Origin of the sequence: Sphingobium sp. Cam5-1 (genome assembly GCF_015693305.1) — a bacterium.
GTDB lineage: Bacteria > Pseudomonadota > Alphaproteobacteria > Sphingomonadales > Sphingomonadaceae > Sphingobium.
This window is the reverse complement of record NZ_CP065138.1, coordinates 1,108,644-1,134,884: the sequence shown is the minus strand read 5'-3', so window position 1 is coordinate 1,134,884 and position 26,241 is coordinate 1,108,644. Positions and strand designations below refer to the sequence as shown.

Here is a 26,241-nt window from a genome sequence, read left to right as displayed (position 1 = left end):
GTCAATCGCAAGTATATTCAGTCGGGATATTGCTCGTTCAGGCGCAAAATTTCGCCTGCGAGGTAGAGGGACCCGGCGATGAGCAGGAGGGGGGCTTCTATTTGGGATGACGCCGCAACTGCGTTGATGGCGGCGGCGGGGTTGGCATGCGCTGTGCATTCGATGCCCCAGCGCTCCGCGATGGCGGCGAAGCGGTTGGCGGAATGGTGCTCGTGGCCGGGGACGGGCAGCGCGTGGATGTGGGCTATGCGTCCGGCGAAGGGGGAGAGGAAGGCATCCACTTCCTTGTTGGCGAGCATGCCGATCATGAGGTGAAGTTTGCGGTCGGCGAGACGATCTGCGGTGAAGAAGGCGCTGATGGCTTCTCCGGCTCCGGCATTGTGGCCGCCGTCTAGCCAGGCTTCGCTTTCCGGGGGGAGGGGGGCTAGCAGCGGGCCGTGGTCCAGGCGTTGGAGCCGGGCGGGCCAGTGCGCCCAGAGGGGGGCGGCTTTGAGCGCGGCTTCGCTGACGGGCAGGGCGGTTTGATGGCGCAACATGGCGAAGGCGAGGGCGGCGTTCTGCACCTGATGCGCGCCGGGAAGGCGGGGGAGCGGGGTTTCGATGCGGCCTTGTTCGTCGCGATAGTGCAGGCGGTCACGGTAGCTGGCGGCGTCCCAGCTTTGGCCCATGGGGAGCCAGTCGGTGCGGGCGCGGCTCGCGGCTTCGCGCATCGCGGGGGCCAGTGATTCGGGGTAGCGCTGAGTTACCAAGGCGGCGCCGGGCTTGGCGATGCCCGCCTTCTCCGCCGCGATGTCGCGCAGCGTGTTGCCGAGGAACGCCTGATGGTCGATCCCGAGCTGGGCGATGCCGCAGACGGCGGGATTTTCGATGATGTTGGTAGCGTCCAGGCGGCCGCCCAGCCCCACTTCGAGGATACAGGCGTCGGCTGGATGCTCGGCGAAGGCGAGGAAGGCGGCGGCGGTGGTGACTTCGAAGAAACTGGCGCCGATGCCTTCGGCCACGTCCAGGACGCGGGAGAGATAGCGGGCGAGCGCTTCGTCACTGATCAGCTGGCCGTTGATGCGGATGCGTTCGTTGAAGCGGACGAGATGAGGCGAGGTGAAGACGTGGACGCTGCGGCCGTCGGCTTCGAGCGCGGCGCGCAAGAATGCGCAAGTCGAGCCTTTGCCGTTGGTGCCTGCGACGTGGAAGATGGGCGGCAACTCGCGGTGCGGATTGCCGAGCCGGTCAAGCAGGCTGGTAATGCGTTCGAGACCCAATATGTCCGCGCCCGGCGACAGCGTGGCAAGGCGGTCCAGCTGCGATTGGACCGCCGGGTCGTCCGAAAAGGCGTGGTCGGGCATGGCCCTATGTTCCTCGCGCGATCGCGTCAGGCGGCTGCGCGAGGGGCTAGATAGCCGATCACACGGGCCAGCGTGTCGCGTAATTCGCTGCGGTGGACGACCATGTCGAGCATGCCATGTTCCAGCAGATATTCGGCACGCTGGAAACCATCGGGCAGCTTTTCGCGGATCGTGCTTTCGATGACCCGCTGGCCTGCGAAGCCGATGAGAGCATTCGGCTCGGCGATCTGGACGTCGCCCAGCATGGCGTAGCTCGCCGTGACGCCGCCGGTCGTCGGATCGGTGAGGACGACGATATAGGGCAGGCCCGCCGCGTGCAGCTTCTGGATGGCGACAGTCGAGCGCGGCATTTGCATGAGGGACAATATGCCCTCCTGCATGCGTGCGCCGCCTGCTGCGGTGAAGATGACATAGGGGCATTTGTGGCCGATGGCTTCGTTGACGCCCTGGATGAAGGCCGCGCCGACGCCCATGCCCATGGAGCCGCCCATGAAGGCGAAATTCTGCACGCCCATGACCAGCGGCACATCGTCGATCGCGCCGCGCGCGTTGATGAGGGCGTCCTGATCGCCTGTCGACGCGCGGGCGGCCTTGATGCGGTCGGGATAGCGCTTGGAATCGCGGAATTTGAGCGGGTCTTCCTGCACCGGTGGGGTGGGGAGCAGGATGAAGCCCGCGTCGAGGATTTGCTCGAACCGTTCAGACGGGCCGATGCGGCCGTGATGGTCGCAGCGCGGGCAGACGGAGAGATTATCCTCCCACTCCTTGATGAAGATCATCTCAGTGCAGGACGGGCATTTGTGCCACAGCGTCTCGGCGGTGGTTTCCTTCTTTGCGAGGAAGGGAACGGCGTTGCGGACGCGGTTGATCCAGCTCATGCGGCGGTCTCCCGGAAATGAGGGCTGTTGGCTTTGAGGGCGCCGCTCAATGTGGCGACGAACTCCTGAACGAAGGGCGCGGCGGCATCGCCGTGCGAGCCGACTATATCGACAATGGCTGACCCGACGACGACGCCGTCAGCAACGCGGCCGATGGCGGCTGCCTGCTCGGCGGAGCGGACGCCGAAACCGACTGCGATGGGGAGGTCGGTTGCGGCCTTGAGCTTCTCCACCGCCTGCTCAACAGCGGCCTGCGCAGCCTGCTGCTTGCCGGTCACGCCCGCGACGGCGACATGGTAGAGGAAGCCGCTGGCGCCATCGAGGACGGCGGGCAGGCGGGCGGCGTCGGTGGTCGGCGTGGCAAGGCGGATCAGGTGAACGCCTGCCGCACGCAGGGCCGGACCGATCTCCGCGTCCTCCTCAGGCGGGACATCGACGCAGATCACGCCATCCACGCCAGCTTCGCGGCACTGCTGCGCAAACCATTCGGAGCCGCGGATCAGCATAGGATTGGCATAGCCCATGAGGATCAGCGGGATATGCGGGTGGCGGGCGCGGAAGGTGGTGGCGAGGTGGAAAATGTCTTTGGTCTTCGTGCCTGAGCCAAGGCTGCGTAGGTTGGCCAGTTCGATCGCGGGGCCGTCCGCCATCGGATCAGTGAAGGGCATGCCGAGTTCGATGATGTCAGCGCCGCCGGCGACGAGCGCGTCGAGGATCGCGGGGGTGGCGGCTACGGTCGGGTCGCCTGCGGTCACGAAGGTGATGAGGGCGGCACGGCCTGCTTCCTTGCAGGCGGTGAAGCGGGTGGCGAGGCGGTCAGCGGTCACAGTGAAATTCCAATATCCGTTCGCCCTGTCTGAACGAGCCACTTGTCTCGTTTAGATGTCGAAGGGCTTTTCTTTCTTTGAGAGAAGTGAAGGGCTTCGACAAGCTCAGCCCGAACGGGGGAGGGGGTGGCTGGCTGTGAAGGGTTATTCACATCTCCACTCCCAGCGCGTCGGCGACGGTGAAGATGTCCTTGTCGCCCCGTCCTGAGAGGTTGACGATGATGATCTGGTCCGCGTCCATCGTGGGCGCAACCTTTTCCGCGCTGGCGATGGCGTGGGCGGACTCGAGCGCCGGGATGATGCCTTCGAGAGCGGCGAGCTTCTGGAAGCTGGCGAGCGCTTCGTCATCGGTGATCGGCATGTATTCTACGCGGCCGATCTCGTGCAGCCAGCTATGTTCAGGGCCGATTCCCGGATAGTCGAGGCCCGCCGAAATGCTGTGCGCTTCGGTGATCTGGCCGTCTTCGTCCTGGAGCAAATAGGTGCGATTGCCGTGCAGGATGCCCGACGCGCCGCCTGCGAGGGAGGCGGCATGTTTGCCGGTGAGACCCTCGCCTGCGGCTTCCACGCCGATCATCTTGACCTCAACATCATCGAGGAAGGGATGGAAGAGGCCGATCGCGTTGGAGCCGCCGCCGACCGGGGCGATAAGCATGTCGGGCAAACGGCCTTCAATTTCGAGGATCTGCTCGCGCGCTTCGCGGCCGATCACCGACTGGAAGTCGCGGACCAGTTCCGGATAAGGGTGCGGGCCTGCCGCCGTGCCGATGATATAGAAGGTGTCGTGGACGTTCGAGACCCAGTGGCGCAGGGCGTCGTTCATCGCGTCCTTCAGCGTCTGGGAACCGGAAACGACCGGTATCACTTCAGCACCGAGGAGCTTCATGCGGAAGACGTTGGGCTTCTGCCGCTCGACGTCCTTGGCGCCCATGAAGATCTTGCATTCCATGCCGAACAGGGCGGCTACGGTGGCGGTGGCGACGCCGTGCTGGCCCGCGCCGGTTTCGGCAATCACCTTCTTCTTGCCCATGCGACGGGCGAGCAGCGCCTGGCCGATGCAATTGTTGATCTTGTGCGCGCCGGTGTGGTTCAGTTCCTCGCGCTTCAGGTAGATTTTTGCGCCTTTACCCTCGGGTGCATCGGCGCGGAGCGCTTCGGTCAGGCGGCTGGCATAGTAGAGCGGGTTGGGACGGCCGACATAGTTGCGCAGCAGTTCCTCAAACTCTTCTTCGAAAGCGGGGTCCTGCCTTGCTTCCTTATAGACCTTCTCCAGCTCCAGGATGAGCGGCATGAGCGTTTCCGCGACATAGCGGCCGCCGAAGGAGCCGAAATGGCCGGAGGCATCCGGTTGCGAGCGAAGGGAATTGTTGATGGTCATGATTGCTGTGCCGCTTTGCAGAAGGCCATGATCTTGTCCACACTCTTGATGCCCGGCGCGCTTTCCACGCCGGAAGAAACGTCAATCATCGGGGCGCCGGTAATGCGGATCGCTTCGGCGACATTGTCGATGCCGAGGCCTCCTGAAAGACCCCAGGGCATGGATATGGGGACGCCGCGCAGGAGCGTCCAGTCGAAGCGTAGGCCCATGCCGCCGGGCAGCGCCGCGCCATCCGGCGTTTTGGCATCGAAGAGGAGGAGGTCGGCCGCGCCGGTATAGGCTTTGGCGGCGTCGATGTCGGCGCGGGTTTTTACGGAAATGGCTTTCCAGACGGGGAGACTGAAGCGCTTAGCGATGGCAGCAGTGCGTTCCGGGCTTTCCTTGCCGTGGAGTTGCAGGGCGGTGAGGGCGTTTGTTGCCGCGAGTTCGGCGAGGGTTTCGTCGGTGGGGTCGACTAGGACGGCGACGCGCTCGATATGGGCGGGGACTGTTGCGGCGAGGGCGCGCAGTTGGTCCGCTTCGACATGGCGTGGGCTTTTAGCGAAATGGACGAAGCCGAGGTGGGTTGCGCCTGCGCGGATAGCTGCTCCGACTGTGTCGGAGGTGGAAAGGCCGCAAATCTTGATGGCGAGTCGGGACATTTGGGGGCTTTAGCGGGTGAGGTCACCGAGAACCATATGCTCCGTGCTACTCAAGGGGTCGTCAAATCCATGTCATGCAGGGCGAGCCATTGGTCCGCATGGTCGACGCAGGCTTTGCCGAGGAAGGCGTCGACTTGATCCAGCAGATCGGTTTCGTCCATGATCAGAGGATCAAGCGGCGGGAGCCAATCGAGACGGAAATGAGCGCCCTTGGTCCTTGCCAAGGTGAAAGGCAGGAAGCGGGCGTTACTGCGCCGAGCAAGGCGTAACGCGATGGAAAGATTTCCTGACGGTTCCACATTTCTGCCGAAGCGCGGGAACCACACCTGTCGATCCCTCCGTTCGTCCACCAGGATGTAGAGCATCGCCCTGTCCTTTTCCGCAAGGTGACGCAGGATCGATCGGGCCGCGCCGCCGCCGGTGATGGCTTCCCCCATATAGCTTTCCCGTGCCCGCTTCAGCATCCTGGCCTGAGCAGGGTCTGAAGGAGGGTCGTAGACGCCGAGGCCGGGACGATCGGTTGACGCTTTCAAATGAGCGGCGAGCAAATCCCAGTTGCCGATATGGGTAGTCAGAAAGATCATGGGGCGGGGCGAGGCCAGCGCTTCCCGATAGGCTGGTTCGTTCGTGATGCTGACATGGCGGTTGTTCACGAGGCGGTCGACATTGGCGAGTTCGGCCATGGTGCGGCCGAGGTTGAACCAGCGGCGGGTGAGCATGGCCTCGCGCGTGGTTTCGTCCAGGTCCGGGCGCAGGATGGCGAGGTTGGCGCGGGCGCGCTGGTCCCGCAGCTTCATGGTCCGGCGTGCGACGTTCGCCGACAGCCAGCCGCCCAGCCATGAGGAGAGGGACGCCGGCAGCAGGCGCAGGAGGGTGAAGAGAAAAGGGTTGGAGAGCATCTTGCCAAGCGTCATACAGCAGCGGTCGGGGCGGTAAAGGGCTTGGATTTACGATGGGTTGGGCCTTTTGGCTGTGGGTGGTGTTGCAGGGGCTGACGCTGCTGGGGGTGCTGAACTATTGGCGGCATCTTCCGGTCGATCGTCAGGAGGAGGCGCCTGAGGGTGTGGTCGTGCTGCTGTCGGTGCGGGATGACTGGGATGGCGGGGCGGAACTGATCGCCCGGTTGAAGGCGCAGACGGCGCAGTTCCGATTGGTGATTGCTTCGAGTGGCGGGTGCGCGGCGGCGGAGGCCTTGGCGGCGCGGGAGGGGGATTGGGTGCAGATCGTCCGCGCGGGTATCGCGGTGGATGAAGGGCAGAAGGTTCATAAGTTGCGGGCGGCTTTGCGGGCTTTGCGGCCGGGGGATCGCTATCTGGTTTTTGTGGATGCGGATATTGAGCCGCCGGTGCGGCTAGTGGGGCGGCTGCTCTTTCCTCTGGTGCGGGGGAAGGCGGATATCGTGACTGGCTATCGATTGTTGTTGCCCGAGCGGAATGCGGTGGCCGCGCTGGTGGGGACGGTGGAGATGCAGCTGGCGACTTTGCCCCGGGCGGCGAGTGCGACCATGCCATGGGGCGGGGCTATGGCGTTGACGCGGGAGGTCGCGGAACGGCTTGATCTGGATGCGGCGCTGGCGGGGCGGTTGTCGGATGACATGGCGATCGGGCTGGCCGGGTGGCGGGCGAAGCTGCGGTTGCGGCCGGTGCGGGATTTGCTGGTGGCCTCGCCGTTGGAGGGGCGGGGGGCGATGGGCTTTGGGGTGCGGCAGTATCGGCATATCTGGACGAATAGTCCGGGGATGTGGGGGATTGCTGCCGCCGTCGTTGGCGTACAGGCTTTGGGCTGGTTGTGGGCGCTTGGCTGGGGTGGTTTGGGCGCTGTGGCTGTGGGCTATGGTGGGGCTGTCGGGCGGGCGCTGGTGCGGTGGCGGATTTTGGGGGGCGTGCTGGAGCCGGGGCAGGTGCTGGCGGCGAGGCGGTCGCTCTGGTGGGATGTGCTGGCGCCGTTTTTGGTGTGCTGGGTGCATTTGGGGATGCAGGTGGCGGCGGTTTGTTCGAGGCGGATCAGGTGGGGTGGGTTTGATTATTGGGTGAAGAGAGGGAAGGTGGTGCGGTTGGAGAGAAAAAAATAGATGTCAGATCCTAAGAAGCATCACTTCATTCCACAGTTTTTGCTTTCCGAATGGGCCGTGAATGACGGTAAGTTGTGGCGTTTCACGCGGCCATACGGAAAGAAGATCGCGAGAAAGCTCGTTGCTCCGGCCGAGATCGGTTACGAGCGGGAGCTATATACGACGCCTGGATTGCCCAAGGACTACGCCCAACAATTTGAAAAGGCGTTCCTGTCGATGGTCGATGATAAAGCTGCCCGAGCGCATCGGCTACTCATGCGGGACGAAATCGTTCATTGGAAAATGCCAGAGCGCAGCGATTGGACGCGCTTCATCGCCTCTTTGCTATTTCGGACGCCCGAAAATCTGGCCGCGTATAAAGAAGCTATCCGGATCTTGCTGAGCAAAGAAACCCCCGAACAGCGAGCAGCATACCTCAGAGACAAACCGGAAGGGTGGCCCGATGCCTTCAGCGAGGCGATCGCCACTGTTGCGCCGGATTGGATCGAACAGGCTGCAATGGAAATCCTGCGTCGCCTCATTGATGACGACCACCGTGGCGAACGGATAAATAATATGATTTGGACAACGGGTGAGATGAAAGGCGGACTTGAGTTCTTAATCAGTGACGCGCCGCTACAACATACAACACCGCTCAATGTGAAGGGCGCTTATCTGGTTATTCCGATCAGTCCGAGGCGCTTGTTTGTGGGGACCAATCAAGGAGACGATGAGACACGTGAGATGTTCCAGAGCACAGATTCGGATGATCTTGTGCAGCAAATCAACAAGGTGATTGTTTCGCGCGCGTCCATATGTGTGGGCGCGACCAGTTTAGATCAGTTGACCTTTGTCGAGGAGCACTTTGCTACGGAAGAGCACCGTACCATTATTAAAGATGTTGTGCAGAAATATCGTGAAGAAGAATAGAGGAGGCGGGTACTAACGGCGGGCGCTTTCGTTTTTCGATTTCGCTCGAAACGAAGGGGGTTAGAACCCCGCCGGGAACAGGTGCTTGCCCTGCTCATCCAACCGCAAAACCACCTTCCCCGCAACCGCGCTGAGCGGGAGGTCGGTATAGAGGTGCGGGAACAGCGCGCCGCCGCGTGACGCTTCCCATTTCAGCGCATCGCCGAATGGGGCGAGGTCTACCATGATCATCACCAGATTGTCCTGGCCTGCGAAGTGCTTGGCGGCGGTTTCGGCGGCCTGCTGCCGGGTGGACATGTGGATGTAGCCGTCGGCAAGATCGACGGGCGCGCCTTTGAACACGCCGTCGGTCTTTAGCTGGTCGTACTGATCCCTGGTCAGGATTTTGTAGGCGAAGAGGTCGGTCACTCTTCGGTGAGGTCCGGGTCGGATTCAGGGCTGACTTCGGGCGAGGTTTCGAGGCCTGCGGGGGTGCTGACTTCGGTTTCCTCGTCGCTTTCCTCGATCTTCGCGGCGCTGACGACATGTTCGTCGTCGGACACGTTGAACAGGCGGACGCCTGCCGAGTTGCGGCCGATGACGCGCAGGGTGTCGAGGCCCATGCGGATCAGCTTTGCCTGATCGGTGACGAGCATCAGATGATCGCCGTGGCGCGCGGGGAAACTGGCGACGACCGGGCCGTTGCGGCTGATATTGTCGATGTTGGTGATGCCCTGACCACCACGCCCGGTGCGGCGATAGTCGTAGGCCGAGGATAGCTTGCCATAGCCGTTGGAGCAGACGGTGAGGATGAACTGCTCCTTCGCCTGCAGCTCGGCGAAGCGTTCCTCGCTCATCTGCGGCGAGCCTTCCTTTTCGGGCTTCCAGGGGGCGAAACGGAGATAGTCGTCGCGCTCTTCCTGATTCGCGCCGGAGCGGTGGAGGATGGAGAGCGAGATGACCTCGTCATCCTTCTTGAGCGTCATGCCGCGCACGCCGGTTGACGTGCGGCTCTGGAATTCGCGGACGTCGGTCGCCTTGAAGCGGATGGCCTTACCCTGACGGGTGGCGAGGAGGACGTCATCCTCTTCGCTGAGCAGCGCCACGCCGATCAGGCAATCGTCGCTGCCCTCATCGAAGCGCATTGCGATCTTGCCGTTGCTCGGCACGTTGGCGAAGGCGTCCATGCTGTTGCGGCGGACGGTGCCGTTCGCGGTCGCGAACATGACGTGCAGGTCCTTCCAGCTGTCCTCATCCTCGGGCAGCGGCAGGACGGTCTGGATCGTTTCGCCGGGGCCGAGCGGTAGCAGGTTCACCATAGGGCGGCCGCGTGTGGCGGGACCGCCTTCGGGGAGGCGCCAGACTTTCAGGCGATAGACCTTCCCCGCCGTCGAGAAGAAGAGGACCGGCGTGTGCGTGGAGGTTACGAACAGTTCGGTGATCGCGTCCTCATCCTTGGTCGCCATGCCGGAGCGGCCCTTGCCGCCGCGCGCCTGGGCGCGGAAGCTTTCGAGTGGCGTGCGCTTGATATAGCCTTGCACGGTGACGGTGACGACCATCTCCTCGCGCTCGATCAGGTCTTCATCCTCGATACCGTCGGCGGCCGCGGTGATTTCCGAGATGCGCGAGGTGGCGAAGTCGCGTTCGATGACCTCAAACTCTTCGCGCATGACCGCGTAGAGCTTCACTCGGTCGCCGAGGATGGCGAGATATTCGGCGATGGCTGCGGCCAGTTCGGCCAGTTCATTGCCGATCTCGTCGCGACCGAGCGCGGTCAGGCGATGGAGGCGGAGGTCCAGGATGGCGCGGACCTGAATGTCCGACAGGCGGTATGTTTCGCCGCCCGCTTCCGTCTCGATCGCTTCGACCAGCTTCAGGTAAGGCGCGATTTCCGCCACCGGCCAATCGCGGGCGAGCAGGGTTTCGCGCGCCTCTGCGGGGCTGGCCGATCCACGGATGATGCGGACGACTTCATCGAGGTTGGTGACCGCGATGACGAGGCCCAGCAAGATATGCGCGCGGTCGCGTGCCTTGTTGAGCTCGTACTTGGTCCGGCGGGTGATGACCTCTTCGCGGAAGCGGACGAACGCCTCGATAATGTCGCGGATGTTGAGCAGTTCCGGCCGGCCGCCGCGAATGGCGAGCATGTTTGCCGGGAAACTCGACTGGGCGGGGGTGTTGCGCCACAGCTGGTTGAGCACGACTTCCGGCGTGGCATCGCGCTTCAGGTCCATGACGATCCGCACGCCTTCGCGGTTCGATTCGTCGCGAATGTCGCTGATGCCCTCGATCCGCTTGTCCTTTGCGGCTTCGGCGATCTTTTCGACCAGGCCGTTCTTGCCGACCTGATAAGGAATGGCGGTCAGAACGATGGATCGGCGGTCGCCGCGTCCTTCCTCGATCACATGGCGCGAGCGCATCATGATCGAGCCACGGCCGGTATGATAGGCGTTGCGGGCGCCGGATTGGCCAAGGATCAGTGGAGCGGTCGGGAAGTCAGGGGCGGGAACGATCTGGATCAGTTCATCGATCGTGATCGCCGGATTGTCGATATAGGCCAGGCAGGCGCGGATCACTTCGCCCAGATTATGCGGCGGAATGTTGGTCGCCATGCCGACCGCGATGCCGCCCGCGCCGTTGACGAGCAGGTTCGGGAAACGGGCGGGCAGGACCTGCGGCTCGCTTTCCGAAGCGTCATAGTTGGGCTGGAAATCGACGGTGTCCTTGTCGAGATCCTCCAAGAGGGCAGTCGTGACCTTGGCAAGGCGCGCTTCGGTGTACCGCATGGCCGCTGGCGGATCGGGGTCCATGGAACCGAAGTTCCCCTGACCATCGATCAGCGGCACACGCATGGACCAGTCCTGCGTCATGCGCGCCAAGGCGTCATAGATCGCGCTGTCGCCATGCGGGTGATATTTACCGATCACGTCACCGACGATGCGGGCCGACTTGCGATAGGGCTTGTTATGCTGAAAGCCCGACTCATGGGCCGAGAAAAGAATGCGGCGATGGACCGGCTTCAACCCGTCGCGCACATCCGGCAGGGCGCGGGCGACAATGACCGACATGGCATAGTCGAGATAGCTGGCCTTCATCTCATCGACGATGGAGATGGGGCTGATGTCCGAAGGGTCGGCGAGGGCAGTCTCGTCGGTCAATGCGATTCTCTTTTTGGATGGAACTGTTTCGTTGCTCATGCACTAGCGGAGCGAAACAATTCTGTCACCCCTCGCGCGCACGCGCGCTCGCGTCAGATCAAGCTGTAAGAAAGGGCTGACAGGCGGAAATCTGCTGCATATACGATGTTCAAACGTCATTCACGCGCCGCCCCCTAATCGGCGCTTAATCAAGGGCGCCTTTCCCCAAGGCGCAGAGGAGAAGATGATCATGCGTTTTGTATCCCCCGTGGCGTTCGCGCTGACTCTCGCGCTGGCTGGCGGCGCCATTTCCGCGCCCGCGATGGCGGCGAAGAAGGAAGAGAAGAAGGGCGGCGCGCCCAAGCTCAACGTATCCCCTGACGTGCTCAAGGCGTTGCAGACGGCGCAGACAGCAGCGCAAAAGAACGACTTTGCCGCAGCCAAGGCGGCGCTGGCCGATGCGGACAGCAAGGCCAAGTCGAACGACGACAAATATCAGATCGGCGCGATCAAGCTGAACACCTCCATCGCCGCCAAGGACAGCGCGATGCAGAGCGAGGCGCTGACGCAGATGCTGGACAGCGGCCTTACCCCGGCGGATCAGGTCGGGCAGTTTAACGCTGTTGCCGCCGATCAGGCGTTGCAGGCGAAGAATTACGATCTGGCAATCCAGCGGGCGCAGGCGGCGGCTCAGGCGGGCTACAAGCCTGAAGCGGTCAACGCGACGCTGGCGCAGGCCTATTTCGGGAAGGCAGGCACAGCCAATCCTTCCGCTGAACCCGCTCGCGGGCTCAATCAGAAGGGCCTTGCTGCCCTGAAGGCCGCAGCCGACGCCACCAAGGCGGCGGGTGGTCAGGTGCCCGCCCAATGGTATCAGATCGGCGTGAGCCGCGCGGCGGCTTCGCGCCTGCCCGAAGTGACCGAATGGGCAACATTGGCCTATCAGGCGGCTCCCAATGGCGAAAATCTTCGCACGCTCATCCGTCTGTTCCAGCAATCCAACCCGAACATCACGACGCGTGAGAATCTGGACGTCCTGCGTTTGATGGCGGCATCGGGCGGCCTGGTGGTCGCAGGTGACTTCCTTGAATATGCCGAAATGGCGTCGAAGACCGGCATTTATGGCGAGGTGAAGTCGGCGATTGACCAGGGTCGGGCAAAGGGCGTGCTGAAGGGCACGGCAGGTGCGGACCTGTACCAGACCGCAACGCCCAAGATTGCGGGTGACAAGGCATCGCTGGCTTCCGCGGAAGCTGATGCCCGCAAGGCTGCCACTGGCAAGATCGCGGCGGCCACTGCGGACGCCTACCTGGGCTATGGCGATTATGCCAAGGCGGCTGCTCTGTTCGACCTCGCCAAGCAGAAGGGCGGCGTCGATGCGGACGAAGTGAATACGCGCATGGGCATTGCCAAGGCAATGGGCGGCGATTTCGCTTCGGCCAAGGCGGCGTTCCAATCGGTTCAGGCCGGGACGCGCAAGAAGATCGCTGATCTCTGGCTGGCCTATCTCGCGACCAAGGCCTGATTTGAAACAGGGTGCGCCCGTCAGGTGATGGGCGCACCTTTTTTCCTATCATCGAAATAACAGGGACCTGCGCCAGATGGCGCATGATATAAAGGGGACGGCCGACATGATCGCGCTGCGACAATCCATGCTGAAATCAGGCCTTCTTGCGATCACCGCCGTCGCGGCTTTTTCAATGCCGGCGGCGGCGAAAAAGGCTTCGGCCAGTGGGCCGACCATCGTCATGAGCGAAGGGTTTCGTGCAGCCGCTCAAGCAGCTGACAGCGCGATCAAGGCAGGCGACCTCAATACGGCGCAGGCGCAGATCAGCGGCCTGACGCCGACGAGCGATTATGAGGCCTATGCGGCGGCGGGGCTGCGGTTCGAGCTGGCCGTGCTCAAGCGGAATTTCCAGGCGCAGCGGGTCGCGTTGACGGACATGTTCAAAACCAGTTCCGTGCCCAAGAAGGATGCGCCGCGATTGCGCTATGTCGCTGGCTATCTGTCCTATGTGGTGGGCAATTATGACGATGCGTTCGCGCAGCTCGATTACGCCAAGACGCTGGGTTATGACGGGATCGACGCGACGATGCTGCGCGCCGACATCTACCTTCGGAAGAACAAAGCCAAGGAAGCGCGTCCCTTCGTGCAGGATGCGCTGGCCCGGCAGCGGGCGTCAGGGCAGGCCGTTCCGGCGGCCTGGTATGACCGGGCGATCTCGCTTGCCTATGCGGCGGGAGATTGGGCGGAGGTTGGTTCGCTCTATCGCGAGCGGCTGACCCATTATGGTTCGGCCGGGGAATGGCGGTCGGCGCTTGCCAACTATCTGACGGCGCCCGGCACAGACGCGCAGCCGCAGTTGGACCTGTATCGTTTGCAGGCGGCGAACGGCGCGATGGCGAGCGAGCGGGACTATCAGGCCTATGCGCAGCTTGCTGAGAAGGCAGGTAATTATGCTGAGGCAAAGGCGATCATCGAAGCGGGGCGTTCGGCGGGCAAGCTGACGACGACGCAGGCCGCGACCGCCAGCCTGATGAAGAGCGTTACGCCAAAGGCCGCGAAGCAAATCGCGGCGCTGCCCGCTGCGGCGAAGAAGGCCGCAGGCGCGAAGGATGGATCGGCGGCGCTGGCCGTGGCCGACAGCTATTTTTCGCTCAGCCAGTTCCCGCAGGCGGTCGAGATGTACCGGCTGGCCCTGTCGAAGGGTGGGATTGATCAGGGGAAGGCCAATGCGCGGCTTGGCATCGCGTTGGCGCGTTCCGGTGATCTGGCGGGTGCCAAGACGGCGCTTGCTCAGGTGACTGGCAATTGGGCCAACGTCGCTGGATTCTGGAGCGTTTGGGTTGATCAGCAGAGCCGCAAGACGGCGTTTCAACCAGTCGCGGTTTCACCTGCGAGCTAAGCGATTGACCCAAGGGCCAGCACGCGGCGCAGAAGCGCTGCTGGCCTAGTGGCGGCGAGCGATCGCCGCCATCTTGCTAGTCACAGCGGCAGGGGGACGCCCGGCAGGTTCTTTGCCATGCGGATGGTGAGCGAGGTCTTGACGCTCACCACATTTGGCGCGGGCGTGAGTTTCGAAGTGAGAAACTGCTGGAAGCTCTGGAGGTCCTTGGCCACGACCTTCAGGATGAAGTCGATCTCGCCATTGAGCATGTAGCATTCGCGCACTTCCGGCAGGGTCGCGACATGATCTTCAAAGGCTTTCAGGTCGGCTTCCGCCTGGCTCTTCAGGCTGACCATTGCAAAAACGGTGATGGTGTAGCCCAGCATGGCCGGGTTGACGACGGCGTGATAGGAATTGATGGCACCGCTTTCCTCAAGCGCGCGGACGCGGCGCAGGCAGGGCGGGGCGGTCAATCCGACCTTTCGAGCCAGTTCCACATTGGTCATCCGGCCGTCCTGTTGCAGCTCGCCCAGGATGTGCATGTCGATGTCATCGATATTTGGGCCAGCCATCCGCTTGCTTATTTCCTTTCTCATTCCTTCCCAACATCATAATAATATTTCAGAGCAATGCAATTGTCCCACTATGCGACGATCCGAAATCGCTACGTCCGCCCCCTTTCCCTAACCGGCGCGAAGGCTTATTCCTGCGGCATGATTTCCTTCCACGATGAAGTTCTGCGCATCGCCGGAAGTCCTCAAGGGGAATAGAGTGCGCTTCAACGATCTGATGCAGACGGTTCTGGCCGCAGAGAATAGAAGCGGCCTGGGCGCAGTGACGCTGTGGCGTCAGTGCGTCGATCTGCTCGCGCAGAATGATCGTGCGGATCGCGGCACTTTGCCGGATGAGGAACGTGCCGCGCTGCTCGACCGGCTTGCCGCGCTGCAATCCCAGTTGTCGGAAACGCAGCGGATCGCCACGGTAGTCGAACTGGGCGGTCGCCTTCGTTCGCCCGCGCTGGTGGAGTTTTTCGCCAATGATCGTCCGGCGATCGCGGCGGCGGCGATGTCGCGCGCGAGGCTGCCGGATGACGCGTGGGTCGCCTTGCTGCCCCGCCTTACTCCGACTGCGCGCGGTGTGCTGCGCGGGCGGCGCGATCTGGGTGCCGGGACGCAGCAGGCGTTGGAAGCGTTCGGCTCGGCCGACCTGGTATTGACGAGCGATCTGGCGGTGGAGCCGGGCGAGCAGGCGGACGACATGCTGTTGACGCCCGCGATGGTGGCGCCTGCCGAGCAGTTGCCTCCATCGGCGGACGTAGAGGAAGCGCCAGTCGAGGAGCCTGCCGATGAAGTGGCGGACGACGTTCCGGTGGGCGATGATCAGATCCGCAACCTTGTGGACCGGATCGAACGCTTCACCAGCGCGCGGCGGGTGCCCGATGTGGTCGTTCCGCGGGCTGATACCGGGCAGGCGGAGGTCGTTAACGCCTTTGCTTTCGAGACCGACGCCACAGGCATGATCATCTGGGTCGATCAGGGGCCGCGCGCGGCGCTGATCGGGCTGTCGCTGGGTGAGGTCGCCGTTACGGGCGCGAGCGGGCCGGACGGCAGCGTCGCGGGCGCTTTCATGCGACGCAGCGGGTTTCAGAATGGGCGCTATACCGTCGTTGGTGGCGCAATGGCGGGGGAATGGCGCCTTTCGGCTACGCCCTTCTTTGATCCACGATCCGGCCGATTCCAGGGCTATCGCGGTCAGGCGCGCCGGCCCTATCTGCATGAAGTCGCGGCCCCGCCACAGGCGGAGCCGGTGTCTGTCGCGGGGCTTTCGGCGGACTCGCTGCGTCAGTTGGTGCATGAGTTGCGTACGCCCTTGAACGCCATCCTCGGCTTTGCCGACATTATCGAACAGGAGCTGTTCGGGCCGAGCGGGCCGGAATATCGCGAGATGGCAGGAAAGATCGCGCTGGACGCACGGCATTTGCTGGCGGCGTTCGATGACCTTGACCTTGCAGCTCGCGTATCGCGAGGCGAAGGGGCGGAGGCGCCGAGCGCCGTCGATCCGGCGCTGCTGATCGCGCAGGTTTCCGCCCGATTCCGCGAGCAGGGCGAAGGCAACGGCGCGCAGATCGACATCAATCTGGCGCGAGCGCTGCCGATGGTGCGGATCGACCCAGTGCAGGGTGAACGCATGGTGCAGCATCTGATGCGGACTGTCGTTTCTGTTGCGGCGCCGGGCGAAGCGCTGAGCGGGGCGTGCTGGTTCCAGCCGGATGGCGGGCATGGCTGCGTTATGCTGGCGGTCGACAGGCCCGCGAGCCTGGACGGGCTGGAGGATGAGCGGCTGCTTGATCCGGGCTATACCGCCGATGGGGACTGGGCCGACGGGCCGTTGCTGGGCCTTGGCTTTTCGCTGCGGCTGATCCGGAGCCTGGCGGCAGGATGCGGCGGTGCGTTGCAGATAGAAGCTGACCGATTCCTGCTGTCGATGCCCGCCATAACATCGGCTGAGGACGCGGCGGGGAGCCTCTGATCCCTGCGGGAAACCCTATCGCAACCATTGAGGGGCTAGGGGATAGGGCATGAACGCTTTGCCCCATGACGGCAGTTTGCTGCGCGCTCCGATGCCGGACGACATGATCACGCTATCCCCCAATTTCGGGACGCGGTTCATGCTGTTCGTGGATACCGAGGAGGAGTTTGACTGGAACGCGCCATTCAGCCGCGACGGTCATGCCGTGACCGCACTGGCCGGGATGGCGCGCGGCCAAGCCTATTTTCAGGCGGCCGGAGTGAAGCCGATTTACGTGACCGATTATCCGGTGATCGATAGCGATGCTGCTGCGGGCATGATGGCGCAATGGGTCGCGGACGGGGCGGCTGATGTCGGCGCGCATCTGCATCCCTGGGTCAACCCGCCGCATGTGGAGGAGGTGACGGAGGCGAACAGCTATGCCGGTTTCCTGCCCGAAGCGTTGGAACGGGCCAAGCTGGAAACGCTGTGTCAGCGCATTGCCGACCGTTTCGGACAGCGCCCTGTCGCCTATCGGGCGGGGCGTTATGGCGTGGGTCATAATAGCGCGCGATTGTTGGAGCAGGCTGGATTTCGGCTGGATAGCTCGGTGCGAAGCCGGTTTGACTATAGCGGCCAGCATGGACCCGATTTTCGCGGCCTGCCGATCAATCCCTATTGGGCCGGGCCGGAACGATCGCTTGTGGAGCTGCCGCTTTCGACTGCCTTCACCGGGCTGCTGCGGGGTGGGGGCGAGCGGCTTTATGAAAATTTGCGGAATGTCAGCCCGCTGGCTTCGGGATTGGCGAGAACGGGCATGTTCAGCCGTATTCCCTTGACGCCGGAAGGCGTGCCGGTGCGTGACGCCATAAAAGCGATCGATGCCCTGATCGAAGAAGGCGCGGCGGTGCTGAACTTCAGCTTTCATTCGCCAACGCTGGAGCCGGGCCACACGCCCTATGTCCGCGATGCGGCAGATCAGGCGGCATTTTACAGGTGGTGGGACGCGGTTCTGGATCACCTTGCGCGGCGGAATGTCGGGGCGGCATCGCTGGATCAATTATTGGCGGCGGTGCCGGTGCTGAGACGGGCTTGCCAAGCGGCGTGATGCTGCTTATCCGGTCGGGCAGGTGGGGCCTGTAGCTCAACGGTTAGAGCTGGCCGCTCATAACGGCTAGGTTGCGGGTTCGAGTCCTGCCGGGCCCACCAAGTTTCCTAATTTTGCCATCCATGACAAATCACAAAGGCCCGCCGTGCTTGGCTTTCGTGAATTTTGTTTCTATCATGTTCTCTCACTGGAACTCGCTGCATCGGGGCATCGCCGGGGGCATGCGAGGGGGCATCGCTAGAGAAAGTGGGGGCATCGTGGCTCTGACCGTCGTAGAAGCCCGGAACGCCAAGGCGGGCGAACGGGATTACAAACTGGCAGACTCGGCCGGTCTCTATTTGTTCGTGACGAAGAAGGGCGCGAAATCCTGGCGCTACAAATATCGCTATGCGGGCAAGGAGAAGCGCCTCACCTTCGGCCTGTTTCCTGACGTCTCCCTCTCCGAGGCGCGCGATCGACGGGACGAAGCGAAGGCGATGCTCCGGGCGGGCAAGGATCCGATTGTCGAAGCGGAGAAGGCGAAGCACGCCCAGATCGCGGCGGCTGGCGCCACGTTCAAGGCGATAGCCGAAGAGTGGATGGCGGACGAAAGCCCCCGCTGGTCGGAGGCGCACCGCACCCGCGTCCGGTTCCGTCTGGAGAATGATATCTATCCCGCCCTCGGCAGGATGCCGATAGCGGACATCACCGGGCCCATGGTCCTGCGCGAGTTGCGGAAGATCGAAAAGCGCGGATCGATCGAGACCGCGAAGCGGGTGAAGGGCTATATCTCCGCTATCTTCGAGCGGGCGGAGGGCGAGCACTATATCGGGGGCGATTCTGTGCTGGCGATCTCTCGGCTCAGCAAGGCGCTGAAACCTACGCCGGTCGGATCGAAGCAGCCTGCCCTGACCACCGTTCCCGAGCTGCTGGAACTGCAGATGGCCGTGGAGCGCTCGACTTCCGACCTTAAGACGAAGATCGCCTCGCGCCTGCTCGCCCTGACGGTCGTCCGCGTGGGCGTGCTTCGTCAGGCGACATGGGATGAATTCGACGGGATCGACTGGAGCAAACCCGATGCCCCCTCACCGGGGGCACTATGGCGCATATCGGCCAGCCGTATGAAGCTCGAGGTCGAGGACAAGGGGAATGAGGCGTTCGGTCATGAGGTGCCGCTGCCGATGCAGGCTGTCGCGCTGCTGCGCGTGCTGCATGTGATGACCGGGAAATATCAGCTGCTCTTCCCGGGCGGCAAATCATGGCGCGAGGCGATGAGCGACGCAGCGCTGTCTACGCTCTACAAGCGGATGGCGGGCGGCAAGTATAAGGGCCGCATGGTGCCGCACGGCTGGCGCTCCGCCTTCTCCACGATCATGAACGAGCGGGCAGCGGCTCAGCGGTCCGATGGCGACCGCATGATTATCGACATGATGCTGGCCCACGTTCCCAAGGGTATGTCGGCGTCAGAGTGGGCCTATAACCGGGCGCGCTATCTGGAACCTCGGCGCGAGCTGGGGCAGGCATGGGCGGACATCATCACGGAAGGGCTGCCAGCTCCTGCGCTTTGACGGCAGAGCGCCGCTTCGGGAAGATGTCGCAGAACTCATCAATAGGCGGGCGTGGCCGTTCGCGCCTCTCGGGCTTTGGCTTCGGAGCGGGTAGAGCAGGGGCGCTGCCATCGAAGGTAAACCGGCCGACAGCGCCGAAGGTGTCTGCACCCTGGAAGATCGCCCGAGTAACGGAAATCAGGCCCGCAACGCGATCAGCATCGCGCGGCGAGATATAGCCGATCTCAATGCCACGTGGCGAAGAGACAGCCACAACCCGCCTGCCGCCCCGCGTCCCGCTCCGCCGCTTTAGTTCCAGCGGCTCGCCCGGCCGACATGCGGCAATCTCAGCGCGTCGGCTGGCGGCTTTGGCGGTGGACAGGTCAGCGCCGACGATGGCGAGCGAGGTTTCGCGTGAGAACATGATGAGAACATAAGCGCGGGTCGGGCGCTGTGCAACAGAGCTACCGGCCGGAGGTAGAGGGGAAGGGGATATTTGCGCCTTCAGGAGCGTGCCGTTCTGATACCCTGCCCTCGATTCGCATTGCGGCAGGATGGAGGCGGCAGAATGCAGGACCACGACGGAGAGGATCTTCTCGACATGATGGCGGCAGCTGTGGCCTTGAGGATGATCACGACCAAGCCGGAAATGTTCGGATTGAAGAGCGCCCCGCCACCCAGAGAAGCCGTGCCCTTGGCCCTGTCCGTCATGAACGATCCCGAGATCAGATATTTCATGTGCAAGACGATGGGCGTGCCTGACAGCGAATGGCTTGAGAAAGCCGGAATGACCGAAGACCAGTGGCGCGAGTTAGTCGATCAGGTCGGCCGGGACGCGGGGGCGGCTCATCCTCACTGATCTCGCGCGCATCGCCAAAAAAAAGGCCGGCCCAAAGGCCAGCCAGATAAGTTAGGAGAGGATGCCTGAAAGGCCCGGTCGATATGCGGCAGTGCCGCCCGGCTGGCGAATGCGAAGCGCGCGATGACAGATGCGCTCTGTGCAATCGCTAATTTCCCGGAACCGGCTCCACCTTCACCGCCGCCTGATCGGCCACCCACTTCCGCAGCGCGACCAGGTTCCACGCCTGCCGCTCGGCTATCCGGAGCGTGGCAAGAAGTCCGTCACAATCGGTCCCTGCATAAGCTCGGCAGGTGGCATCGCTGGCGACGGACACTGGAGCCGGGTCGGAACTGCGGAGATCGGTTCGGGCCGCGAGTTGCACGCGGACACGCTCATAACGAGCATCAACATCGGCAAGGCGAGCCTGATAGTCATTCTTGGTCCTTTCAGTGATCTGAGCCTGTTCAGCCCTCACGCGCTCGACGTTGGCTTCAGCTTCGCGCTGAGCTTTTGCGGACGCGGCGCGATAGTTGGCGACGGTCTGGTCATGGGCGGACTTCTCGGCCTTCGCCGTTGTCCGCCACTGGTCCCGATCCGCAGTTCGGGCCTCCAGCTTCAGCGACAGGATGACGGCAGCGGAGAGCAGCCCGACCATGGGGATTGCCCACCAGAAGCGGCGAAGCAGGGAAGCTTCGATCATGCTGCCACCCTCCGCCGAGCATAGGCAGACGCCAGCCGCTCATCATATTTGTTCTGGCGGTAAGCCGTTCCGTTGTAGCCCTTGGCGAAGGCCGCCCAGTCGCGCCGTTGCAACGCGCCCTTCAAGCCCCGGCCGTCGATGAAGCGAACGAAGGCGTCCAGCTGGTCGCCTTCGGTCCGCGACTGGCGCCAGGCGAACGACCACGGGTCAGGCGCATCGCAGATAGCGAAATTTTCGCCAAGGACCTGGAACGCGCCATAGCTGGCCGACATGAACCCGGCGTCTACATCGAGCGCGACCGCGTCGAGCAGCTGATCCCAGCGGCCCTGCTGCGAGGCCGGATAGAGCTTGCGGTTCCATGCACGCGACGACAGCCGGGGATGGCTGGCGTCATAGCGGTGCCCTGTCGAGCGGCTGAACCGATGCGGCTCGAACAATATGGTGGACCGCCCACCGATGAACGCATCGCCAGCCGCCTCAACATCATAGACCGCCCAAATCGCCGCGGGATCGACGTTCAGCGAGGCCGCAGCCTGTTCGATGTCGTGCGAGGTGATCGGATAGTCCGGCCCATCGGTGAGGCACTTGAGCGTCGCCGCCTTGCTGATCGGCCCGAACTTCCCGTCGATTGCGCCGGCGTAATAGCCGAGCGCCGCCAGCCGCCGCTGGAGCGTGGCGTGATCCATATCATTCTCCCATGAAAAAGGGCGCCCGAAGCGCCCGTGATGCATCCAGATATTCCGGCGGCTAATGGCCCAGCCGTCGCTCCGCCTCTTCCACCAGCCGCCGCAGATCGTCGGGGATCGGCTCGGCCAATGCTTTGAGGAATGCAGCGGCCAATGTGCCGCCGCGCTCCGCGCAGGCCCGCGTCAACCCCTCGGCTGCCGCTCTGCGCGCTCTGATAGCGTCACGGGCCTCGCACATCATTTCCGCTCCATGTTCTGGACGGTGACAGTCAGGGCCGAGAGGGACGACGCCAGCGCCTTGTCGGCTTCGGCCCGTTCCTTGCGGATGAGCATGTCCTCTTCGCGCTCAGCCTTGCGGTCCGCGCGCTGCAACAGCTCGCGCCACACCATGAACCCGACCAGCAGGCCCGGCGCTCCGAATTGAGTGGCCAATTGGGCAATAATGGAAGTCTCAGTCATCCCCTAAATGCTCCCGTTCCATGCAATTGCCATATTCATTCCTTTCCAGAACCCATCGATTTCTTGGACTTGGCAACGCCGAATGTTTAATGCTCGCAACGACTCAGCCCTCACGCAGGTAGTCTGGGCTGGGTCGCAAAGGCCGGTCACGAGCCCTTTCTGACCGGATTTCCTGTCCCGGCGCTGGACACACCAAGGGGGTGCGTCATGACACAGCGCCGGGGCTTTTTGAGAGCGATCTGAATAGGGGGAACGGCGGGTGGACAGACAAGGCGGGGCAATTCCTTATCCTCTCAATCTGGAGCGGCAGGAAAACGATGTCATCCCATCTGACGCTTCAAGATCAGCCGCATCGAAGGGAGAGCATTCGGCTCTCAAATACAGACGCGAAATAGACGGCTTGAGAGCTTTGGCAGTTCTGCCGGTGATGTTCTTTCACGCGGGCGTGACGGCGCTCAGCGGCGGCTTCGTTGGCGTCGATATCTTTTTCGTCATATCGGGCTATCTGATCACAAGCATCATCATAGGCGAGATGCGTTCCGAGAAGGGATTCTCGATAGCGCGCTTCTATGAGCGCCGCGCACGTCGCATTCTGCCTGCCCTATATTTGGTTCTGGCATGTTCGACCGTCATGGGGTGGTTCTTGTTGGTGCCAGACCAGCTCGAGAATTTCGGTCAATCGCTATTTGCCACGACCGCCTTTTCCAACAATCTGCTCCTGGCGTTCACCGCTGGATACTGGGATGTCCTGACCGAACTGAAGCCGCTCGTTCACACTTGGTCATTGGGCGTCGAAGAGCAATTCTATTTCGCTTTTCCTGTCCTACTGATCTTGATGCGGAAGCAGCCAGCGAAACTGGTCATCGCCTTCTTGGTCGCGGCCGGGATAGGAAGTCTTGCCTTGGCTGAGGCCACCGTAAGGGGCGGGGGCTCAGGGTTGTTCTTCCTGCCTCACACTCGGGCGTGGGAACTGCTGTTCGGATCCCTTTGCGCGTATCAACTGCAGGGAAAAGGCCCCACGCGGAACGACTTCGGCGCCCTGATCGGCGTACTGATGATCGCCTATGCCATTCTCACATTTGATAGCCAGACGCCGTTTCCGTCAGCTTGGGGCTTGATCCCCGTCATCGGGACTGCCCTGATTATTCTCTTTGCGACCCACGACAGCTGGGTGGGGAGGTGCCTGTCATTCCGCCCGGTCGTCGCTATCGGGTTGATCAGCTATAGCGCATACCTCTGGCATCAGCCGGTCTTTGCGTTCGCTCGGGCTTATTCTCAGGATCGCCCTGACGCGCTGGCCTTATCACTCATGGTGCCTGTAGCCCTGCTTCTCGCCTATCTCTCATGGCGATTTGTCGAGGCCCCATTCCGCGACCGGGGGCGGGTCAGCGTGAAGGCGATGATTTGCATTTTCGGCCCTGCCAGCATTGCGTTCCTGGGTATCGGGCTAGGGCTGTCCATTTCGAAGGGTGCACCCTCTCGCCTGCCGCAAGCCATGGCAGAAGGTAGTCGATCCAGCGAATATAACTCTCGGGTTTTCCGCTTCAAAGAGAATGCTTTCGTGTCCGATAAGCCCGTGCGGCTCTTGGTGGTCGGTGACAGCTTTGGCCGCGACCTGGTGAATATGGTTCTGGAAACCTATGGGGATGACAAGGTCGAAATCATCTATCGAGATGACCTGAAGTGTCCGGCTGGCTCCAATCTGGCGGCGCAAAGCCATGTCATCTTTGTGACCCACAGCCTCAAATTCGACGCTGATTGCATAGCCAAAACCCTTCCTTGGGCTTCGGCAAACGGAAAGCACCTGTTCTATTTTGGCTCAAAGAATTTCGGCACCAACATAAGCTGGATCATGCGGACTGATAGTAGGGCCAACCTCCACAACCGCCCTGATATGCACAACATGCATATGATCGATGAAATGAGGGCGTTAGTGCCGGATGATCGCTATGTGCCTGTGATGGAGCGGATTATGAAGGATGGCCGCGTGCCCTTCACGGACGCAGCCGGAAATCTGCTATCGAACGATACCCGGCATCTCACCAAGGCTGGGGCGATATATGTCGGCAAAGCTGTGTTTGAAGATCTAAGGCTAAAGGATGCCTTGAGCCGATGACGTGCCAGGGTGAGTGGTGAGCTACTTCGCCACCCACCCTGTGTTGCTGGGGTTGCCGCTTTCTTTGACGTACATGGTCGTTCCCGCCCCGCCCGACAGGTTGAAATAGATCGAGCCGATATATCCTTCGACCACGCCATTTGGCGCTCCCGTCCCCCAGGATATCTTGGCCTGCGAAGTGAGTTGCCGGAACTCTTTGGCGAAAATTGTACCGTCAGTTCCGATCCGCATGCCGGGAGAGCTAGGCGTCCCCCCCCATAGGAAGCGACCAGTTGAGTCCATCCCACCGACATAGGCGTTGTTTATCAGCCAACGCATAAAGCCGTCGTTCGACATGGGATAGCCGACTGCCTGCTGGAATGTCTGGATCATAGCAGCAGCCTGCCGACGCGTATATCCGTAACGAGCGTCGTATTCGGTGACGGCGATATCCTGGACCGTGTTGATCTGAGAGCCTCGGTTTGACACCCCGGCCCCCACATTCGTCGGGTCATTGCCTGCCAGTTTCCCAATCTGGCTATAATCAATGAAGATATTGCCCGTCCCATCGGCCTCGACGAACACGTCCGTGGTTGTCGGGTCGGCCCCGTTGAAGCTGCAATATACCTGATCCAGACCGGATCTCTGTGTGCGGAGGCCGTTCACGTTGATGCCGAAATAAAACAGCGGATTGAGGGAGCCTGAGGTCAAATCCCAAACACCACTCTGGCGCACTCTACTCTCGCGCAGGCCGCGCATCCGCACCGCTCCACCACCCGGTTGCTGGAACGTCGCCTGGTCAACCAGGTTAAGGCCTGAGGCGATGGTCGCCGCCGTGCTGTGGAAATCGAATGCGTAAGTTCCGCTCTTGGATATGGCTGGCCTGCCGATCCGAAATTCGCGGAAGACATTCTGGTTGATCGTATTCCCACACTCTACGTGAAATGCCGGAACCTCGTTCTCAACAGCATATTCAGCGTTGAAGTTGGACCACCAGTTTCCGTAGTAGCCGTCCGTTGCTCCGTGCACAGCGCTAAGGATGCTCTTGTCCGGGTTCCGCTGATACAGGTTCACATGGTGAATGTGGGACCGAGATTGGCCCACACTCGTCTTGAACAGGTGGCCGCCGCCGATCTCGGACAGTAGTTCGAGATTACTCATCTCACCGCCGAGATAGGCCCCATATCCGTGCTGAAAAATGTCACTGGAATCCGTGACGATGCGGGTGATGTCGCTCCCGCCTGGCCGCTGCGAGGCGATGCCTTTGATATTGACACCCGTCCGCCAGAGAATGGGGCCTTCGATGCGAATGTCACCCAATGGCAGGTAAAGCGTACCCCCACCGAATTCCTGATACAGAGCTTCGATCGCGTCGTTCAGATTGTCGGTGTTGTCCGTCGATCCATCTCCGACGACGCCCCAGCGCATCGCGTTCGCGCCGCCAGGCTGGATATATTGGAGGGCTTGGGCGAGGTTGGACCATTTTACCCCGCCTGTGTCATCATCCGAACCGATCGCTGCGGCACCATCTGGGGACGCGGCATAAGCGGTGGTGAACAACGTCCGCTGCGCCACAGCAACACCGCCATCGTTGAGATAGATCGTAACCGTGCCATCGCCATTATCGACAGCGAAAGCCTGCCCGTCAGTTGTGGCGGCAAGGCCCGCCCCGGTGTCGGGATAAGTCGGCCCCGCCGCGCTTTCGGCGAGAGCCGCGCTGGCAGCCGCGACCGCGTTCAGCTTTCCGACCGCCTGCTCGTCCGTGTCAGTCGGCAGCACCCCGAACTGCCCCGTCCGGCGGAGGATGTCGGCCTGGCTCTCGCCGCGAAGGCCGCGCATGCGGTCTCGCACAGGCACTTGAAGGCTCATAGCTTGTTCACTCCGGGTTCGAGGATGAATGCGCCGGTCCACACGCTGTCGCGCTTGCCGTCGACATATTGAATTTTGATCTCGTAGGCGTAGCGATCCGCCTCACCGACCTCGGGCAGGTTGAGCCCGGTAGGGAACGCCTCAAGCGTTTCCTTCGGAATGCGGGGGTAGACGCTAAGCGTCCGCCATGAGGCGCTGCCGGAACTGAGCGCATCAAGAAACTCGACCGCAGGGATTTCAGCCAAAGGCGTCCCCACCTGCCCGGCATAGAGGCGCACCTGCATGGAGATGTCGGCGCCCACGAGGGGCAGCGGCGGGCCGCTATAGTCGAGTTCCAGCACCTGCTCGAAGTCATCGCTTCGGGCAGCGAACAGATCGCGCGTGATTGACATGTGATC

25 protein-coding genes and 1 tRNA gene are annotated in these 26,241 nt (G+C 62.3%); 10 read left to right on the top strand and 16 right to left on the bottom strand.

Annotated elements, in window-relative coordinates; genetic code table 11:
- Window positions 1-17: 17 nt before the first annotated feature.
- The 6 genes from IZV00_RS05730 to IZV00_RS05705 form a co-directional block, all read right to left on the bottom strand.
- A complete protein-coding gene (locus IZV00_RS05730; RefSeq protein ID WP_196226185.1) occupies window positions 18-1,343 on the bottom strand; it encodes a bifunctional folylpolyglutamate synthase/dihydrofolate synthase in 1,326 nt (441 codons plus the stop codon).
- A gap of 26 nt (window positions 1,344-1,369) precedes the next feature.
- Window positions 1,370-2,221 (bottom strand): acetyl-CoA carboxylase, carboxyltransferase subunit beta, encoded by an 852-nt coding sequence (gene accD / locus IZV00_RS05725; protein WP_196226184.1) that lies wholly within the window; start codon window positions 2,219-2,221, stop codon window positions 1,370-1,372.
- The gene (gene trpA / locus IZV00_RS05720) at window positions 2,218-3,048 is read right to left on the bottom strand and encodes a tryptophan synthase subunit alpha (RefSeq protein WP_196226183.1); all 831 of its coding nucleotides are present in this window, start codon (window positions 3,046-3,048) and stop codon (window positions 2,218-2,220) included. The genes accD and trpA overlap by 4 nt, the downstream gene beginning before the upstream one ends.
- Before the next feature lie 148 nt (window positions 3,049-3,196).
- Entirely contained in the window at window positions 3,197-4,426 is a 1,230-nt protein-coding gene (gene trpB, locus IZV00_RS05715) for a tryptophan synthase subunit beta (protein ID WP_196226182.1), read from the bottom strand.
- Window positions 4,423-5,067 (bottom strand): phosphoribosylanthranilate isomerase, encoded by a 645-nt coding sequence (locus IZV00_RS05710; protein ID WP_196226181.1) that lies wholly within the window; start codon window positions 5,065-5,067, stop codon window positions 4,423-4,425. The genes trpB and IZV00_RS05710 overlap by 4 nt, the downstream gene beginning before the upstream one ends.
- A gap of 50 nt (window positions 5,068-5,117) precedes the next feature.
- Window positions 5,118-5,966, bottom strand: coding sequence for a lysophospholipid acyltransferase family protein (locus IZV00_RS05705; RefSeq protein WP_196226520.1), 849 nt, complete (start codon window positions 5,964-5,966; stop codon window positions 5,118-5,120).
- Between the two features lie 53 nt (window positions 5,967-6,019).
- Here IZV00_RS05705 and IZV00_RS05700 point away from each other — a divergent pair, with 53 nt between their 5' ends.
- The gene (locus IZV00_RS05700; protein WP_196226180.1) at window positions 6,020-7,138 is read left to right on the top strand and encodes a glycosyltransferase; all 1,119 of its coding nucleotides are present in this window, start codon (window positions 6,020-6,022) and stop codon (window positions 7,136-7,138) included.
- The gene (locus IZV00_RS05695; protein WP_196226179.1) at window positions 7,139-8,047 is read left to right on the top strand and encodes a DUF4238 domain-containing protein; all 909 of its coding nucleotides are present in this window, start codon (window positions 7,139-7,141) and stop codon (window positions 8,045-8,047) included.
- Between the two features lie 60 nt (window positions 8,048-8,107).
- Here the strand turns inward: IZV00_RS05695 and IZV00_RS05690 are convergent, their stop codons facing one another.
- Both IZV00_RS05690 and gyrA read right to left on the bottom strand, forming a co-directional pair.
- Entirely contained in the window at window positions 8,108-8,455 is a 348-nt protein-coding gene (locus IZV00_RS05690) for a DUF952 domain-containing protein (RefSeq protein ID WP_196226178.1), read from the bottom strand.
- Window positions 8,452-11,184, bottom strand: a complete 2,733-nt coding sequence (gene gyrA, locus IZV00_RS05685) for a DNA gyrase subunit A (protein ID WP_196226177.1) — start codon at window positions 11,182-11,184, stop codon at window positions 8,452-8,454. The genes IZV00_RS05690 and gyrA overlap by 4 nt, the downstream gene beginning before the upstream one ends.
- 223 nt (window positions 11,185-11,407) lie before the next feature.
- Here gyrA and IZV00_RS05680 point away from each other — a divergent pair, with 223 nt between their 5' ends.
- Both IZV00_RS05680 and IZV00_RS05675 read left to right on the top strand, forming a co-directional pair.
- A complete protein-coding gene (locus tag IZV00_RS05680; protein ID WP_196226176.1) occupies window positions 11,408-12,688 on the top strand; it encodes a hypothetical protein in 1,281 nt (426 codons plus the stop codon).
- Window positions 12,689-12,815: 127 nt separating this feature from the next.
- Window positions 12,816-14,069, top strand: a complete 1,254-nt coding sequence (locus IZV00_RS05675) for a hypothetical protein (RefSeq protein ID WP_230463347.1) — start codon at window positions 12,816-12,818, stop codon at window positions 14,067-14,069.
- 80 nt (window positions 14,070-14,149) lie between these two features.
- On the opposite strand, the gene IZV00_RS05670 is transcribed toward IZV00_RS05675, so the two are convergent.
- Window positions 14,150-14,623, bottom strand: a complete 474-nt coding sequence (locus IZV00_RS05670) for an Lrp/AsnC family transcriptional regulator (protein ID WP_196226518.1) — start codon at window positions 14,621-14,623, stop codon at window positions 14,150-14,152.
- A gap of 199 nt (window positions 14,624-14,822) precedes the next feature.
- Between IZV00_RS05670 and IZV00_RS05665 the strand changes: the two genes are divergently transcribed.
- The 4 genes from IZV00_RS05665 (at window position 14,823) to IZV00_RS05650 (ending at window position 19,214) form a co-directional block, all read left to right on the top strand.
- Complete coding sequence (locus IZV00_RS05665; RefSeq protein WP_230463311.1) at window positions 14,823-16,580, top strand: sensor histidine kinase; 1,758 nt, start codon at window positions 14,823-14,825, stop codon at window positions 16,578-16,580.
- A 49-nt stretch (window positions 16,581-16,629) separates the two neighbouring features.
- On the top strand, window positions 16,630-17,667 hold the full coding sequence (locus tag IZV00_RS05660; RefSeq protein ID WP_196226174.1) for a polysaccharide deacetylase family protein: 1,038 nt from the start codon (window positions 16,630-16,632) through the stop codon (window positions 17,665-17,667).
- A gap of 25 nt (window positions 17,668-17,692) precedes the next feature.
- Window positions 17,693-17,768: transfer RNA gene (locus IZV00_RS05655), tRNA-Ile, on the top strand.
- Window positions 17,769-17,924: 156 nt separating this feature from the next.
- Window positions 17,925-19,214: a tyrosine-type recombinase/integrase gene (locus IZV00_RS05650; protein WP_196226173.1), complete on the top strand. Its 1,290-nt coding sequence runs from the start codon at window positions 17,925-17,927 to the stop codon at window positions 19,212-19,214.
- Here IZV00_RS05650 and IZV00_RS05645 read toward each other — a convergent pair.
- Window positions 19,183-19,617, bottom strand: a complete 435-nt coding sequence (locus IZV00_RS05645; protein WP_196226172.1) for a hypothetical protein — start codon at window positions 19,615-19,617, stop codon at window positions 19,183-19,185. The two genes, IZV00_RS05650 and IZV00_RS05645, sit on opposite strands and share 32 nt — an antisense overlap.
- Window positions 19,618-19,761: 144 nt before the next feature.
- Between IZV00_RS05645 and IZV00_RS05640 the strand changes: the two genes are divergently transcribed.
- Window positions 19,762-20,052: a hypothetical protein gene (locus IZV00_RS05640; protein WP_196226171.1), complete on the top strand. Its 291-nt coding sequence runs from the start codon at window positions 19,762-19,764 to the stop codon at window positions 20,050-20,052.
- Window positions 20,053-20,200: 148 nt separating this feature from the next.
- Here IZV00_RS05640 and IZV00_RS05635 read toward each other — a convergent pair whose 3' ends face one another.
- From IZV00_RS05635 to IZV00_RS05620, 4 genes are all read right to left on the bottom strand, one after another.
- Complete coding sequence (locus tag IZV00_RS05635) at window positions 20,201-20,734, bottom strand: hypothetical protein (protein ID WP_196226170.1); 534 nt, start codon at window positions 20,732-20,734, stop codon at window positions 20,201-20,203.
- Window positions 20,731-21,420 carry an N-acetylmuramidase domain-containing protein gene (locus IZV00_RS05630; protein WP_196226169.1) on the bottom strand — a complete coding sequence of 230 codons (690 nt, stop codon included), beginning with the start codon at window positions 21,418-21,420 and terminating at the stop codon, window positions 20,731-20,733. The genes IZV00_RS05635 and IZV00_RS05630 overlap by 4 nt, the downstream gene beginning before the upstream one ends.
- Before the next feature lie 61 nt (window positions 21,421-21,481).
- A complete protein-coding gene (locus IZV00_RS05625) occupies window positions 21,482-21,661 on the bottom strand; it encodes a hypothetical protein (RefSeq protein WP_196226168.1) in 180 nt (59 codons plus the stop codon).
- On the bottom strand, window positions 21,658-21,879 hold the full coding sequence (locus tag IZV00_RS05620; protein WP_196226167.1) for a hypothetical protein: 222 nt from the start codon (window positions 21,877-21,879) through the stop codon (window positions 21,658-21,660). The genes IZV00_RS05625 and IZV00_RS05620 overlap by 4 nt, the downstream gene beginning before the upstream one ends.
- Before the next feature lie 259 nt (window positions 21,880-22,138).
- On the opposite strand from IZV00_RS05620, the gene IZV00_RS05615 reads away from it, so the two are divergent.
- The gene (locus tag IZV00_RS05615; protein WP_196226166.1) at window positions 22,139-23,995 is read left to right on the top strand and encodes an acyltransferase family protein; all 1,857 of its coding nucleotides are present in this window, start codon (window positions 22,139-22,141) and stop codon (window positions 23,993-23,995) included.
- 21 nt (window positions 23,996-24,016) lie between these two features.
- On the opposite strand, the gene IZV00_RS05610 is transcribed toward IZV00_RS05615, so the two are convergent.
- Together IZV00_RS05610 and IZV00_RS05605 are read right to left on the bottom strand one after the other, a co-directional pair.
- A complete protein-coding gene (locus IZV00_RS05610) occupies window positions 24,017-25,843 on the bottom strand; it encodes a glycosyl hydrolase family 28-related protein (RefSeq protein WP_196226165.1) in 1,827 nt (608 codons plus the stop codon).
- Window positions 25,840-26,235, bottom strand: a complete 396-nt coding sequence (locus IZV00_RS05605; RefSeq protein ID WP_196226164.1) for a hypothetical protein — start codon at window positions 26,233-26,235, stop codon at window positions 25,840-25,842. Before IZV00_RS05605 ends, IZV00_RS05610 begins: the two co-directional genes overlap by 4 nt.
- Window positions 26,236-26,241 lie beyond the last annotated feature (6 nt).